This is a genomic window from Streptomyces sp. NPDC048001, from assembly GCF_043203115.1.
GTDB classification, from domain to species: Bacteria; Actinomycetota; Actinomycetes; order Streptomycetales; family Streptomycetaceae; genus Streptomyces; species Streptomyces sanyensis.
On record NZ_JBIDBN010000016.1, the window covers coordinates 71,909 to 86,074 of the forward strand.

The window sequence follows — 14,166 nt, forward strand, 5'->3', positions numbered from 1 at the left end:
GCACACCCCTCAGAGACCGGGCGCGCCGTGGACCAGCCCCGCGGGCAGCGGACCGGGCAGCCCCCCGGGCCCGGCCACCACGGCCTCCACGTCGAACAGCGTGTGCTGCACCGGAGGCCGGCCGATGAGCTCCGCCGCCCGGGGCGGCAGCGGACGGGCCGCCGCCGCGGCCGACTCCCACAGCAGCACCGCCCCCCAGCGCTCGGTGGCGGGGTCGGCGATCCACACCTTGGCCACCAGCCCCTCCACCCGGGCGAAGCGGTCGACCGCCTCCTCGGCCAGGTACCGGCGCATCGAGGCGGTGTTCTGCCCCGACCCGGACAGGTCCCACCAGGCGACCGTCGCCTTCATGCCGCTCCCCTCGCCTCCGCCGGGCCCCGGAGCGCGTCCGGCGCTCATACGAGCTGCTCCTCGACGAGCCCGGCCAGGGCCTCGCCGACGATCCGGACGCCGTCCTCGGTCAGCACCGACTCCGCGTGGAACTGCATCGAGCGGAAGCGGGGTCCGCGCAGCGCGTGGACCTCGCCGGTCGCCGGGTCGCGGCAGACCTCGACCCGCCCGACCCCGGGCACCTCGACGCTGTCGGCCTCGCTGTGCGCCGCGAAGGTGTTGTAGAAGCCCACCCGCTCGGACCGCCCGAACAGGTCGATCTGCCGCTGCACCCCCTGGTTGGGCTGCTCGCGGCGGCGCAGTTCCAGCCCGAGGCGGAGGCCGAGCGTCTGGTGGCTCAGGCACACCGCCAGGAAGGACCGCTCCTCGGCGAGGAGCAGGTCCACCGCGCCGCGCAGATGGGCGATCTTGGGATGGGCCGCGTCCCTCGGGTCCCCCGGCCCCGGCCCCATGACGACCAGGTCGTACGGGGCGAAGGAGTAGGGCTCGTCGAACCGCACCACCGTGACCTCGGCGCCCATCGCCCGCAGCTGGTGCCCGATCATCGCGGTGAAGGTGTCCTCCGCGTCGACCACCAGGATCTTGCGGCCCGCCAGCCGGGCCACCGGGCGGGTGCGGTCCCGCTCGTCGTCGAGCCAGAACCCCGCGATGGTGTCGTTGCGCCGGGCCAGGGCCTCCCGTACGGCGGGGTGGTCGCCGAACCGGGGCCTGACCGGCTCCCCGAGCACGGACAGCAGCCCGGCCGCCTTCGCCCGGGTCTCGCCCACCTCCGCGAGCGGGTCGGAGTGCCGTACCAGGGTGGCCCCGACGCCGATGCGCATCCGGCCGCGGGCGTCGATGTCCGCGGTGCGGATGAGGATGGCCGAGTCGAGGGTGCTCCCGCCGTCCGCGTCCCGGCCGATCAGCGCGAGTACCCCGCTGTAGTAGCCGCGGCCCTGCGGCTCGTAGCGGTTGATGACGCGGCTCGCGCTCTGGAGCGGCGACCCGGTGACGGTCGGGGCGAACAGCGTCTCGCGCAGCACCTGACGGGGGTCGCGGGTGGTGCGGCCCTCGATGAAGTACTCGGTGTGCGCGAGGCGGGCCATCTCCTTCAGGTACGGCCCCACGACACGGCCGCCCCCGTCGCAGAAGCGGGCCATCATCTTCAGCTCCTCGTCGACGACCATGTACAGCTCGTCGGCCTCCTTGCGGTCCGCCAGGAAGTCCATGACCCCCGGCAGGTCCGGCCCCGAGGCGGGGAAGCGGTAGGTGCCGCTGATGGGGTTCATCACGGCCCGGCCCCCGTGGACGCTGACGTGCCGCTCGGGCGAGGCGCCGACCAGGGTGCGCTCCCCGGTGTGGACGACGAAGGTCCAGTACGCCCCCGACTCCCGTTCCAGCAGCCGCCGGAAGAACCGCAGGGCGGCGCCGACGGAGTAGTCGCCGATGTCCGCCACGAAGGAGCGCCGCATCACGAAGTTGGCGCCCTCCCCCGTGCCGATCTCGTCGGCGATCACCCGGCGGACCGTCTCCGCGTAGGCCTCGTCGTCGATGTCGAAGGCCCCGCCCTCGGCGAGGTGCACGGGCGCGTCCGGGATGCGGCCCAGCACCGTCGACAGCGGCAGCGACACCTGTTCGGCCACGGACATGGCCAGCAGCGGCGTCCCGTCGTCCGGCGCCTCGAAGCCGCGCTCGGCCAGCTGCCGGTAGGGCACCAGCACGAGCAGCTCCTGCCCCTCGCCGCCCCCCGGCCCGCCCGCCGGGAGGTCGGCCAGGGTCTCGTAGGGCGCGAAGTCGCCCAGCAGCAGGTCCACCCGGTCCGCCCCGCCCGCCTCCGGGCGGTGGATCAGGGCGAAGGGGGCGGGGTGCCCGGCCAGCACACGGGCCAGCGGATCGCCGGTCATGCGCTCTCCCCCTCGCCGCCGGAGGGCAGTGCCGCCAGGAGTTCCTTGGTCGTGGTCACCGCGGCGCAGCGGCCGGCGGCGTACTCCAGGGCGCCGCGGTGCTCGGCCCAGCCGAAGTCCGCGACGGCGTCGGCCACCAGGAAGGTCCGGATGTCGTGGGTGAACGCCTCGACCGCGGTGGCCAGGACGCCCACGTGCGCGTACACCCCGCAGACCACCAGCTGGTCCCGGCCGGCGCGGCGCATCCGCTCCAGCAGGTCGGTGCGGAAGAAGGCGCTGTAGCGCCACTTGGTGAGCATCCAGTCGCCGGGGGCCGGGGCGACCCGCTCCACCACCTCGCGGTGCTCGGGGCTCGGCGTCATGCCCGGCCCCCAGAAGTCGGCCAGCAGACCGCGCTGCTCGGGGGTCATCCCGCCGGGCTGGGCGGTGTAGGCGACCGGCATGCCCAGTGCCGCGCAGCGGTCCCGCAGCTCCCCGGCGTTGCGCACCAGGTCCGTGACGGGCTGCTCCCCGGCGGGGAAGGGGGACAGGAAGAACTTCTGGAGATCGTGTACGAGCAGCACCGCGCGGTCGGGGTCGACCGCCCAGTCCACGACGGCGGCGGGCAGGTCGGCGGCCGACGGCATCGGATACGGGCTGATCTCGGGGATTCCTGCCATGCGTTCCTCTCTCGGGTTCACGGGTGGTCCCGGTTCACGGGTGGCCCCGCCGGGCGGGCGGCCCCGTGCCGGGGGCCCGCCTCGCGGGGGTCGCGCTTCTCGGGGCGGACGGTTCTGGGGCGGGGCGGGTCCCCGGGCGGGGCCGGTCCCGCGGCCGGACGGAGGGCCCGGCCGGGCGGGCGCCCGGCCGGTCGCGGTGGTTCAGACACCGAGGGCCGCACCGCCGTCGACGGTGAGGTCGTGCATGGTGATGTGCGCCGCCTTGTCCGAGAGGAGGAAGACGACCGCCTCGGCCACGTCCTCCGGGCGGGCCAGCTTCCCGAGCGGGATGCCCACCCGGTAGGCCTCCGGCACACCCTCGATCGAGGCGCGCGCGCTGCTGTCGTCCTGCCACATCGAGGTCAGCATCGGTGTGTCGGTGGACCCCGGTGCGACCAGGTTGGCGCGGATGCCGTACTTGGCCACCTCCAGCCCCAGGCACTTGGTGAACATCGTCGCCGCGGCCTTGGAGGCCGCGTACGCGGACATCTCCGTACGCGCGGTGCCCGCCGCGTTGGACGCGACCGTCACGACGGCCCCCCGGCGCCGGCCCACCATGCGGTTGACGACGGCCCGGGACATGAAGAAGACGCCCGTGGTGTTCACCGCGAAGGTGGTGCTCCACTCCTCGTCGGTCAGCGTGCGGGCCTCCCCGAGGCGGAGCACCCCGGCCGCGTTGACGAGGTAGTCCAGCGGCCCGACCGTGCGCTCGACCTCGTCGACGAGCGCCTCCACGTCGGAGCTGGACGTCACGTCGCCCGGGAACGCCTCGACCCGGCCGCCGTCCCCGGCGGCCTCCTTGGCCACCCTCGCCAGACGCTCGGCGTCCCGGTCGACGGCGACGACGCGGACGCCCCGGGCGGTGAGGGAGCGCACGACGGACTCGCCGATGCCGCCCGCCGCGCCGGTGACCAGCGCGATCCTGTCATCCATGGTCACAGGGGACCCCTCTCCTTCAGCCACGCCAGGCGGAGGCGGCCTCGACGGCCTGCTCCGGGTTGAGGCGCGGGTCGCAGAACGACGTGTACTTGTCCCCGAGTTCGTCCACGTGGAACTCGTCGTCCACGCACTCGCGGACCGGGTCGGGGGTGGTCTCCAGATGCAGTCCGGCGGCGGTGCCGCCGTGCCCGGACACGGCCTGGTGGAACTCCTCCACCTCGCCGATGACCGAGTCCAGGAAGCGGGTCTTGACCCCGCCCGCGAGGCTCACGGTGTTGCCGTGCATGGGGTCGCACAGCCACAGCACCGGATGGCCCGCCGTCTTCACCGCGCGCACCAGCTCCGGCAGCCGCTCGGCGGCCCTGCCCCGGCCCATCCGGGAGATCAGGGTGAGCCGCCCGGGCTCCCGCAGGGGGTCGAGCCGCTCGCACAGCGAGACGAGGTCGCCGGGCGTCGTCGTCGGACCGACCTTGCAGGACACGGGGTTGGCCACCGAGGCCAGCAGCGCCACATGCGCGCCGTCCGGCTCCCGGGTGCGCTCGCCGATCCAGGGCCAGTGCGTCGAGGTGAGCAGCAGCGAACCGTCGTCCTGCGTGCGCACCATGGGCTCCTCGTAGTCGAGGAGCAGCGCCTCGTGGCTGGTCCACACCGGTGCCTCGGCGCCGGAGGGCCGCCCGCCGGTCCAGCCGAGCAGGCCCATCGCCGCGGCGGCCGCCTCGTAGCCGGCCACCAGCCGCCGGGGGTCCGGGCGCCGCAGCAGCGGGTCCGGCTCCGGGCTGTTGACCATGTGGCCCCGGTAGGAGGGCAGTTCGACACCGTCGACGGTCTCGAAGGGGCTCGACCGGGGCTTGCCGAACTGCCCCGCGAGCCGGCCGACGCGCAGCACGGGCTTGAGCGAGCGCGCCTTCATCACGCCCGCGAGCACGTCCAGCAGCGCCGCCTTGCGGGCCACGTACCCGGCCGAGCACTCGGCGGGGTCCTCGGAGCAGTCCCCGCTCTGCACCACCTGGATCTCGCCGCGGGCCGCGTCCGCCAGCAGCGACCGCAGCCGGGCCACGTCCTCCGCCCGCACCAGGGGCGGTGCGTCCGCGAGTCGTGCCCTGGCGTCCCTCAGCGCCTCCCTGTCCGGCCAATCGGGTTGCTGACCTGCCGGCAATGTCTTCCAGAGTGCAGCACCGTACATCTGGCACCTCCCAGTGTCTGAATCCGCCGTGACATCAGATGCATCGAGGAGTGTGCGGAAACAGAGGAGGGAGCAACCATCAGAGTTCGGCCAGTACGTCAGGTGCCGAATATTTGATCAGGTCGCCTTGTGGTAAAGGGAATTGAGCTGACAGAGAACCGCGCGGAATTCCGCGGAGGACGCCGGTGCGCCTTAGGGTCCGGCAGGCCGGTCCGCCCCGGGAGGCCGCCGGGAACGTCCTCCGACACACCGCCCCGACTGCGCCGACAAGGACTTGACATGCAATCGCGCCCGCCTTGCCGCTCACAGAAAGCGCACTCTAGGCTCGGGAAGGTGGTGAGTCGAGAAGCTGAAGTCCTGCTGCGGCAGTTGGTGGCCGAGGGCGTCTCGCCCTGGTTGGCGGCATCCCGCTCCGAGCAGCTCGATGCCGCTGTGCTGAAGGCCCCGGATTTCCCGTTCCAGGGCGTGGTGCTGCCGCCGGGCGGCTCCGGGGACCTGGTCCGGGCGGCCTGCGACGCGCTCGCCCCGGTGTTCACCACGAGCGGGGGCGCGGTCGGCCAGGTGTCGGCCCCGGTCGACCCCCGGTACGCCGAGGAGCCCGGCCCGCTGCTCGACGCGGCGCGGACCCTGCACCGCGGCGTCGCCCGCCCCAACCTGGTGGTGCGGATCCCGATGACCGGCGCCGGGGTCCAGGTACTGGCCGACTGCCTGGCCGAGGGCATCGGCGTGGACGCCACACTGGTGTTCTCCACCGAGAAGTACGCCGAGGTGCTGGACGCCTATGTGGACGGGATGGAGCGCGCGCTGGTCTCCGGCCGCCGTCTGGCGTGCATCTCCGCCGTCACCACCTTCCCGGTGGGCGCCTTCGAGCAGGAGGTGGACGCCCGCCTGGAGCGCCTGGGCTCCCGGGAGGCGCGGGGCACGGCCGGGCAGGCCATGGCCCGTCGCCTCTACCGGCTGAGGGAGCAGCGGCTCGCCGAGGACTGGTGGCGGGTGCTCCGCGCCGGGGGAGCCATTCCGCCGCGCCTGCTGTGGGCGGGCGGGGGGCGCCGCAGCGTCAGCCGCCTGGTGGGCTGGCACACCGCGCACGCCCTGCCGGCCGGGGTCCTGGAGGACGCCGCCCGCGGCGAGGAGCTGCACGGGGACACCCTGCTGAACGCCGACCGCGAGGGGGCCGCGATGCTGCGGAGGCTGGAGCGGCTGGGCGCCCGCCTCGGTGAGGCCGTCGCCGCTCTGGAGGCGGCGGAGCTGCGCCGCCTCCAGAACGACTGGGAGCTCAGCTCCGGATCGGCTCCGGCCGCCTGCGGGGGAAGCGCGCGTTCGACAGGGCCAGGAGCGGAGCGGACTTGACGGCCGTCTCCTCGTACTCCGCCTCGGCGTCGGACAGGGCCACCACCGCGCCGCCGACCCCGTAGCGCACCCGGTCGGCGGTGACGACCGCGGTCCGGATGACGATGCTCAGATCGGCGGCGCCGGAGAGCGAGAAGTAGCCGACGGCACCGGAGTAGACGCCGCGCGGTCCGGCCTCCAGCCGGTCGATCAGCCGCATGGTGCGCACCTTGGGCGCGCCGGTCATCGAGCCGCCGGGGAAGGCGGCGCGCACGCAGTCCAGCGCGGTCGCCTCCGGTCGCAGCCGGGCCCGTACCGTGCTGACCAGCTGGTGGACGGTGGCGTAGCTCTCGACCTGGAACAGCTCGTCCGCGCGGACCGACCCGGGCACCGCGCAGCGGCCCAGGTCGTTGCGGACCAGGTCGACGATCATCAGGTTCTCGGCCCGGTCCTTCTCGTCGGAGAGCAGGTCCGCGACGAGGGCCGCGTCCTCGGCGGGGGTGGCGCCGCGGGGGCGGGTGCCCTTGATGGGCGAGGACTCCACCCGGCCGTCGGCGCCGACCTTCAGGAACCGCTCCGGCGAGGTGCTGAGCACGGACACGTCCCCGAACTGGAGCAGTGCGGCGAAGGGGGCGGGGCTGACCCGGCGCAGCACCCGGTAGGCGGACCAGGGGTCCACGGTGCCCTCCGTCTCGGCCATGTTGGTGAGGCAGACCTCGTAGGTCTCCCCGGCCGCGATCTCCTCCAGGCAGGTGCCGATGAGTCCCAGGTAGGCGTCCCGGTCGTGGCGCAGCCGGATCTCCCCCGCCGGGGCGGGCGGCCGGGGCGCGGGCAGGACCCGGCCCCCGGTCGCCGCGAGCCGCAGCTCCACCGAGTCCATCCAGCCGCGGGCCTCGTCCTCCGCCTGCCCTTCCACCAGGGCGAGCAGGTGGACGGTGTTTTCGGCGTGGTCGAAGACCAGGGCGCGGTCCGCGAAGACCAGGGTGGCGTCGGGCTCCTCGGAGCGGTGCACCAGGTCGCCCCCGCACTCGGCCTTGAGCTCGTAGCCGAGGTACCCCACCCAGCCGAGCGCGAAGTCGAAGGGCAGGTCCGGCAGTTCGGGGAGCCGGTCGCGCAGTGCGCGCAGGTCGCGGTCGATCCAGGTGAGCATGGGGCCCGCGACGATCCCGGCGGTGCCCCGGCTCGGGGTGACGGTGACCGTACCGCTCCACACGTCGGCCGTGGCGATCCGGGCCAGCGGTCCGGTGGCGTCGCCCATGACGGAGAAGCGGCCGCGGGCGCGGTCCGGGAGGCTGCTGTCCAGCCAGTAGGCGTGGTCGTTGCCGCGGAAGAGGAGGTCGAAGGCGGTCTCGGCGTCGGTTCCCGCGGGCAGGACCCGGCTGAGCACGCGCAGGGCGGGCGCGGCCGCCGGGCTCCGCGGGGCGGCGGTCCCCGCGGCGGCGGGCGCACCGGCGGCGCCGCGGGCGGCGGCCCGGGTGGTGCCGGTGCGGGTGGCGGCGGGCCCGGCGGCCGGGGCGGCGGGGCGTGCGGCCCCCGACCCGGGAGCGGAAGCGGGCGCGGGGGCCGGGGCGCGGGACGGTGCGGGGGCCGGGGCCCCCGGGGCGTCCCGGCTCATCCGGGCGAAGTTGCGCAGCAGCGCCAGGCCGTACTGGCTGGAGATCGACTCGGGGTGGAACTGCACCCCCCACTGGGGCCGGGTGCGGTGCCGCAGCCCCATCAGGACGCCGTCCGGCGTCCATGCCGTCGCCTGGAGCTCCGGCGGGAGGTCGGTGACGGCCAGCGAGTGGTAGCGGACCACCTCGAACGGCGAGGGAAGTCCTTCGAACAGGCCGGTGCCCTCGTGCAGCACGGGGGAGAGCCTGCCGTGCCGCGGCTCCGGCGCGCGCCTGACCGTCGCGCCGTGGAGCAGGCCGATGCCCTGGTGCCCGAGGCAGATCCCCAGGACGGGCCGGGACGCCTCCCTGACGATGTCGGCGCAGATGCCGAAGTCCTCGGCGCGGCCCGGGTGACCGGGGCCGGGTGAGATCACGACGGAGTCGAAGGCCGCCAGGTGCCCCGGCCGCCAGGACGGGTCGTCGTTGCGGACGACCTCGGGCTCCCGGCCGTTCACCTCGGTGAGGTGGTGGAACAGGTTGTAGGTGAAGGAGTCGTAGTTGTCTACCAGCAGTGTTCGCACGTTCAATCCCCCCTGGACCGGCCGTGTCTCAGACCGCGGCCGGCACGATCTCGATGAGCATGTGCTCCACCATGTCCTCGCCGTACTCGCCCTCGCGGACCCGCACGCTGCGCAGCGTCCGCAGCTCCCGGCCGCAGTCGTCGGCGATCCGGTGCAGTGCGGGAAGGTCGCCGCGGTCGCTGAAGTGCAGCAGCGCCGATCCCCCCGGCGTGACCCAGCGAGGCGCCTGCTCCACGAACCTGCGGTGGGTGCGGTAGCCGGTGTCGACGTAGGCCCGCTCGTGCACGGACTTGTACTCGTAGGTGTCCGGGCCCAGCACGTAGTTGGAGCTCCAGAAGACGGTGTCGAAGCGCTCGGACTCGCCGAGCTCCGAGAACAGGTCGCTGTGCACCGTGCGCAGGCGGTCGTTGACGGCGTGCCGCTCGGCGTTGACGGCCGCGTTCTCCACCGCCCGGGGGTTGACGTCGGTGGCGACCACCCGCGGGGACCCGGCCAGCGCGGCCATCACGGCGATCACGCCCGAGCCGGTGCCGATCTCCAGGAAGGAGTCCGAACGCGGCCGCAGCGGCTCCCGGCTGAGGTCGAGCAGGGCGAGGGCCACGGCCGTGGACGGCGAGTACACGGGGGCGAACACCTCGGGGTGCAGGTCCCAGTCGAGCCCGGCGAGGGCGAAGCGGTCCGGCCGGTCCTGGCGGGTCAGCGACAGATGGCTGCGGAGCAGCGATCTCTCGTAGCTCTGGAGTGCCGTTTCCTCGGGGCGGCCGAGCTGTGGCGCGCCGATGTCCTGAAGCTGCGTCATGGTTCCCTCACAACCGAGTCGGTGATGACGGTGGTCCCCTCACCGGGGCGGACGCTGATCAGGTTGCCGGTGGAGCTGCGTCCTCAGAAGGTGTCCCGGTGACAGAGTGAGCGATCACCTGTGGTGACCCGGTCACACTCCGCGTCTCTGACCAGCTCACGTGCGTCGCCGGGACGGTTGACCATCACGTGACCCACCGATTACTTTCAGGCCCGCGAGACTCGGTCCGGGGGTGGTCCGTGGTGCGTGAAGGCACGAGGGGGGCAGGGGGAGCCGTGGCTGACGAGGCCTTCGAGATACTGGAGCTGCTGGAGAAGGAGGCACCGGCCGCCGCGTTCGAGGATCTGGTCCGCAGAGCCCGCGAGGCGGGCGCCGGCGGCGCCGAACTCGCCCGGCTCGTCCGCGCCACCGACCTCAGCCTGAGCATCCGGGCCCTGTTCGCCCGGCGCCAGCAGCGGGAGGCCGGCCTCGCCGCCCTGGTCGACACGGCACGGGACCTCACCCTTCCCTACGACCTGGACGCCCTGCTGAAGGTCATCACCCGGCGGGCGCGGCTGCTGCTCGGGCTCGACATGTCCTGGGTGACCTTCGACGACCTCCCGGCGGCCTGCTCCCGGGTCCGCGCGGCCGACGGCCACGCCTCCGCGCTCACCATCGGCTTCACGGTGCCGCTGGACGGCGGAGTGGGGCGCAGGGCCTCGGACAGCACCGCGCCGTTCTGGACCTCCGACTACCTGCCCGACGAGACCTTCGTGCACAGCGAGGTGATCGACGAGGTCGTCCGGGCGGAGGGACTGCACGCCGTGATGGCCGTCCCGCTGCAGTACGACGGCTCCATCCTCGGGGTCCTGTACGTGGCGGACCGCCATGTGCGGCACTTCTCGCCCGACGAGGTGTCGCTGATGAGCTCGCTCGCCGACCTGGCCGCCGTGGCCATCGAGAAGGCGAGGCTCCTCGAACAGACACGGCACGAGGTGGTGGAGCTGGAACAGGGCACCACCCGGGCCCTGGACTCCTCCGCCGCGGCCGTGCACCTGCGCCAGGTGCACGGCCGTCTGCTCGATCTCGTACTGGGCGGCGGCGGGCTGGGCGTCCTCGCCGCCAGCTCCTCGGAGGAGCTCGGCGGCGCCCTGGTGATCCGCGACACCGCCGGACGCACCCTGGCCGCCCACCCGCCGAAGGCGGCACCCGGGGCGGACGAGGCCGAACTGCGGCGGCTGCTGCTGGACGCGCACACCGAGCGCCGGCCGCTCCGCCTCGACGACCGGACCTGGGCGGCCTCCGTCTCGGCGGGCGAGGAGATGCTCGGCGCGGTCGTCCTCGCGGCCGAGGACACCGTCACCGACTACCAGGTGCAGCTGCTGGAACTGACCGCCCAGGTGACGGCGGTGGTCCTGCTGCTCCGGCACGGGGTGGCCGCCACCGAGGGCCAGTTGCGGGAGGAGTTCCTCCGGGACCTGCTCCGCGGCTCCTCGCAGTCGGCGCAGGCGCTGGTGGAGCACGGCCGGCGCCTGTCGGTGGACCTGGACGAGCCCCATGTGCTGGTGGCGGCCCGGCCCGAGCAGGGCGTCCGCGGCCGTGCGGTGACCTGGACCTCCTCCTACGCCCACCGCCACCACGGCCTGAAGGCCGTCGACGGCGACGTGGTCGTCCTGCTGCTGCCGGGCACCGACCCCGAGGGGTGCGCCCGCAGGGTCGCGGGCGAACTGGGCGAGGTGCTGGGCGTCCCGGTGACCGCCGGGGCGGCCGGTCCCACCGCCGACCCGACGGCGATCGCCCGCACCCACGCGGAGGCGCGGCGCTGCCTGGACGCGCTCACCGCCCTGGGCGGTCCCGGCGGCACGGCGACCCCCGGGCAGCTCGGCTTCCTCGGACTGCTGCTGGCCGACGAGCCCGACGTCGCCGGCTTCGTCGACGGCACCATCGGGCCCGTCCTGGACTACGACGACCAGCAGTACACCGAGCTGGTCCCCACCCTGGAGGCGTACTTCGACTCCTCCAGCAGCCCGTCACGGGCCGCGGAGAGCCTGCACGTCCACCCCAACACCGTCTCCCGGCGCCTGGAGCGGATCACCGAACTGCTGGGCGAGGACTGGCAGAAGCCCGCGCGGCTGCTCCAGGTCCAGCTCGCCCTCCAGCTGAACCGCACCCGCCAGGTGCTCAGCCGAGGGCGCCGACCGCGGAGCGGCCAGGCCGCCGGCTGAGCGCCTCGGCCTCGGCCAGGGTGAGCATCCGCACCGTGTGGGCGGCGGACGCCAGGGTGGTGTGCCGGTGCCACCCCTCGAAGGACCGCCCGCCGAAGTCGGTGAGCCCGACCTGCCGGGAGATGCCCTCGAAGTCGCGGTCGACGACCTTGGAGAGCTTGGCCAGCCGCAGCAGCGCGCCGGGGGAGACGTTCCCCAGGTCGCTGACCCAGCAGCGCTCCGGCCAGCCCCGCGGGTCCGTCCACTCGCCGAGCAGCAGCATCGTCCGCGCGGACTGCGGGAGGGTCACCCGGACCTGTGCCACCAGGCTGGTGCGGGACCGGAGGGTGTCCGGGTCCGTCCAGGTGACCGGGCGGCGCAGCGTGCGGATCTGCAGCAGCAGCTGGTGGGCCGCCAGTTCGGTGGCGCCGCCGCCGGGCACCGCCGGGTCCACGCAGCGGACCCGGGTCGCGCCGCGGACCGGCACCACGAACCCGGTGCGGGTCCCGGCGAACCGGCGGGCCACCGCGACCGGGTCCAGCTCCGGCAGGTCCAGCACCACCGGGCGGTCCACCCCGCCGGTCCAGTCGCGCAGTTCGAGCACCGCCGAGGCGGCGCGCTCCAGCGGGGTGGTCAGCCGGGCCTCGGAGGCGTAGGAGGCGCGGGGACCCTGCCCGCCGCGCGCCTCCTCCCCGAGCGCGAGCCGCCAGTTGACCGGGCAGCTGTGCTCCTCGCCGACCGCCCAGGCGCCGTAGGCGACCTGGCTGTTGACCGTCTGCCCGAGGTCGGAGATGAACCTCCGTGCCACCCCCACGGACTCCGTCCCGGCCTTGGAGATCACCACCGGCCGCACCACCCAGGCGCCGGGCCGCAGGGCCCGTTCCACCGCGCGGGCGAGAGCCGCGCGCACGGGTCCCCAGTCCCAGGTGGAGGAGGCGATGAAGTGGTGCAGGCTCTGCTCGGCGGCGCGGTCGCCGACGCAGGCCGCGATGTTGCGGATCGACTTGCGCCCCTCGGCGGTCAGCAGCCCCCTCAGATACATCTCCCCCTTGCGCCGCTGGTCGCTGCGCGGCAGTGAGGCGAACAGCTCCGCACTGAGCTCCCCCACCAGCCCTTCGGGCACGAACCGCCGGCCCTGTCCCGACGCCAGCCCGAGTCCTGTCACGCTCATCGGTTCTCTCCCTCTCCCCCTGGGGCCGATCTCAGCCACCTCACCGTGCGGCTTTGCGGGGTGCGCGGCCCAGGTGCGGCGGTCACACAGATCCGGCCGTCGGTGCGCCGTGGACCATCAGGGCCCCGGGGCCCGGGAGGCGGGAGGGGGAGGCGGTGGGGCCCGTGGACGCTTCGGGGGGCCCTCCGGGGCCCCGGGGGCACCGGAAGGGGGTCCGGGGCCCCGCCCTTCCGGGCCGTGGTGGTGGCCGGGTCACACCCCGGGCGCGTCGTGGTGGTGCTCCGGCCACCACCGCGAAGTGGATCTTTCCGGGTGAAGGTTCCGCGAAAGGGGCACCCGTGGCGGGGCCGTGCGGGTGCGGGGGCGTACGTCCCCGCACCCGCCGGTGGCGGGTGGGGGGCGTGCCGGGGGTGGCGGGCTCAGCCTCCGGTCGGGCCGGAGGGCCGCATCCCGTGGACCGCGGGGACGGTGCCCAGCAGTCCGCTGCGGAAGTCGTCGAAGGCCTGCTGCAGCTCGGCGCGGGTGTTCATCACGAACGGGCCGTAGTGGGCCATGGGTTCGCGGATGGGCCGTCCGCCGAGGAGGACGACGTCGAGGTCGGGGGTGGGGGAGTCCTGCTTCTCGTCCGCGCGGACGGTCAGTGAGCCGCCGTGGCCGAAGACGGCCGTCTGGCCCAGCCGGATCGGTCGGCGCTCGGCGCCGACGCTGCCGCGGCCGCCGAGGACGTAGGCGAGGGCGTTGAAGTCCTCGCGCCACGGCAGCGTGACCTCCGCGCCCGGGGCCAGGGTCGCGTGGACCATGGTGATCGGGGTGTGGGTGATGCCGGGGCCCTGGTGGCCGTCCAGCCCGCCCGCGATCACGCGCAGCAGCGCTCCGCCGTCGGGGGAGGTGAGCAGGCGGACGCTGCCGCCGCGGATGTCCTGGTAGCGGGGCGCCATCATCTTGTCCGCGGCCGGGAGGTTCACCCACAGCTGGAGGCCGTGGAAGAGGCCGCCCGAGACGACCAGGTGCTCGGGGGGCGCCTCGATGTGCAGCAGGCCGGAGCCCGCCGTCATCCACTGGGTGTCGCCGTCGGTGATCGTGCCGCCACCGCCCTGGGAGTCCTGGTGGTCGAAGATCCCGTCGATGATGTACGTGACCGTCTCGAAGCCGCGGTGGGGGTGCCAGGGGGTCCCCTTCGGCTCGCCGGGACGGTACTCCACCTCGCCCATCTGGTCCATCATGATGAACGGGTCGAGGTGGCGGTAGTCGATCCCGGCGAAGGCGCGGCGTACCGGGAAGCCCTCCCCCTCGAAGCCGGCGGGTGCCGTGGTCACGGCGTGCACCGGGCGGGGGGCGGCCTCGGCGGGGGCGCCGACGCGGGGCAGGGTCAGGGTGTTCTCGACCGTCACGGCGGGCATGGCGGGACCTCCTTG

11 protein-coding genes are annotated in these 14,166 nt (G+C 74.3%); 2 read left to right on the forward strand and 9 right to left on the reverse strand.

Annotated features, from left to right (window positions below; translation table 11 throughout):
- Positions 1 to 9 precede the first annotated feature (9 nt).
- The 5 genes from ACGF15_RS26360 to ACGF15_RS26380 all read right to left on the reverse strand — a co-directional run bounded on the left by ACGF15_RS26360 (position 10) and on the right by ACGF15_RS26380 (position 5,093).
- Positions 10 to 399 (reverse strand): hypothetical protein, encoded by a 390-nt coding sequence (locus tag ACGF15_RS26360; protein ID WP_345611706.1) that lies wholly within the window; start codon positions 397 to 399, stop codon positions 10 to 12.
- Positions 396 to 2,273 (reverse strand): anthranilate synthase family protein, encoded by a 1,878-nt coding sequence (locus ACGF15_RS26365; protein WP_345611703.1) that lies wholly within the window; start codon positions 2,271 to 2,273, stop codon positions 396 to 398. Before ACGF15_RS26365 ends, ACGF15_RS26360 begins: the two co-directional genes overlap by 4 nt.
- Positions 2,270 to 2,932 carry an isochorismatase family protein gene (locus ACGF15_RS26370; protein WP_345611701.1) on the reverse strand — a complete coding sequence of 221 codons (663 nt, stop codon included), beginning with the start codon at positions 2,930 to 2,932 and terminating at the stop codon, positions 2,270 to 2,272. Before ACGF15_RS26370 ends, ACGF15_RS26365 begins: the two co-directional genes overlap by 4 nt.
- Before the next feature lie 201 nt (positions 2,933 to 3,133).
- The gene (locus tag ACGF15_RS26375; protein ID WP_345611698.1) at positions 3,134 to 3,904 is read right to left on the reverse strand and encodes a 2,3-dihydro-2,3-dihydroxybenzoate dehydrogenase; all 771 of its coding nucleotides are present in this window, start codon (positions 3,902 to 3,904) and stop codon (positions 3,134 to 3,136) included.
- 22 nt (positions 3,905 to 3,926) lie between these two features.
- Positions 3,927 to 5,093 carry a 3-deoxy-7-phosphoheptulonate synthase gene (locus tag ACGF15_RS26380; RefSeq protein WP_345611695.1) on the reverse strand — a complete coding sequence of 389 codons (1,167 nt, stop codon included), beginning with the start codon at positions 5,091 to 5,093 and terminating at the stop codon, positions 3,927 to 3,929.
- A 333-nt stretch (positions 5,094 to 5,426) separates the two neighbouring features.
- Here ACGF15_RS26380 and ACGF15_RS26385 point away from each other — a divergent pair, with 333 nt between their 5' ends.
- A complete protein-coding gene (locus tag ACGF15_RS26385) occupies positions 5,427 to 6,443 on the forward strand; it encodes a transaldolase family protein (RefSeq protein ID WP_345611693.1) in 1,017 nt (338 codons plus the stop codon).
- Here the strand turns inward: ACGF15_RS26385 and pabB are convergent.
- Both pabB and ACGF15_RS26395 read right to left on the reverse strand, forming a co-directional pair.
- Positions 6,370 to 8,598 (reverse strand): aminodeoxychorismate synthase component I, encoded by a 2,229-nt coding sequence (gene pabB, locus ACGF15_RS26390; protein ID WP_392802493.1) that lies wholly within the window; start codon positions 8,596 to 8,598, stop codon positions 6,370 to 6,372. The genes ACGF15_RS26385 and pabB overlap by 74 nt on opposite strands.
- A 28-nt stretch (positions 8,599 to 8,626) precedes the next feature.
- Positions 8,627 to 9,397 carry a class I SAM-dependent methyltransferase gene (locus tag ACGF15_RS26395; protein WP_345611688.1) on the reverse strand — a complete coding sequence of 257 codons (771 nt, stop codon included), beginning with the start codon at positions 9,395 to 9,397 and terminating at the stop codon, positions 8,627 to 8,629.
- Positions 9,398 to 9,672: 275 nt separating this feature from the next.
- Here ACGF15_RS26395 and ACGF15_RS26400 point away from each other — a divergent pair, with 275 nt between their 5' ends.
- Complete coding sequence (locus tag ACGF15_RS26400) at positions 9,673 to 11,601, forward strand: helix-turn-helix domain-containing protein (RefSeq protein ID WP_345611685.1); 1,929 nt, start codon at positions 9,673 to 9,675, stop codon at positions 11,599 to 11,601.
- Here ACGF15_RS26400 and ACGF15_RS26405 read toward each other — a convergent pair.
- Positions 11,558 to 12,751, reverse strand: coding sequence for an IS701 family transposase (locus tag ACGF15_RS26405; RefSeq protein ID WP_392802498.1), 1,194 nt, complete (start codon positions 12,749 to 12,751; stop codon positions 11,558 to 11,560). The two genes, ACGF15_RS26400 and ACGF15_RS26405, sit on opposite strands and share 44 nt — an antisense overlap.
- A gap of 419 nt (positions 12,752 to 13,170) precedes the next feature.
- Entirely contained in the window at positions 13,171 to 14,151 is a 981-nt protein-coding gene (locus ACGF15_RS26410) for a pirin family protein (protein ID WP_345611681.1), read from the reverse strand.
- Between the last annotated feature and the right edge of the window lie 15 nt (positions 14,152 to 14,166).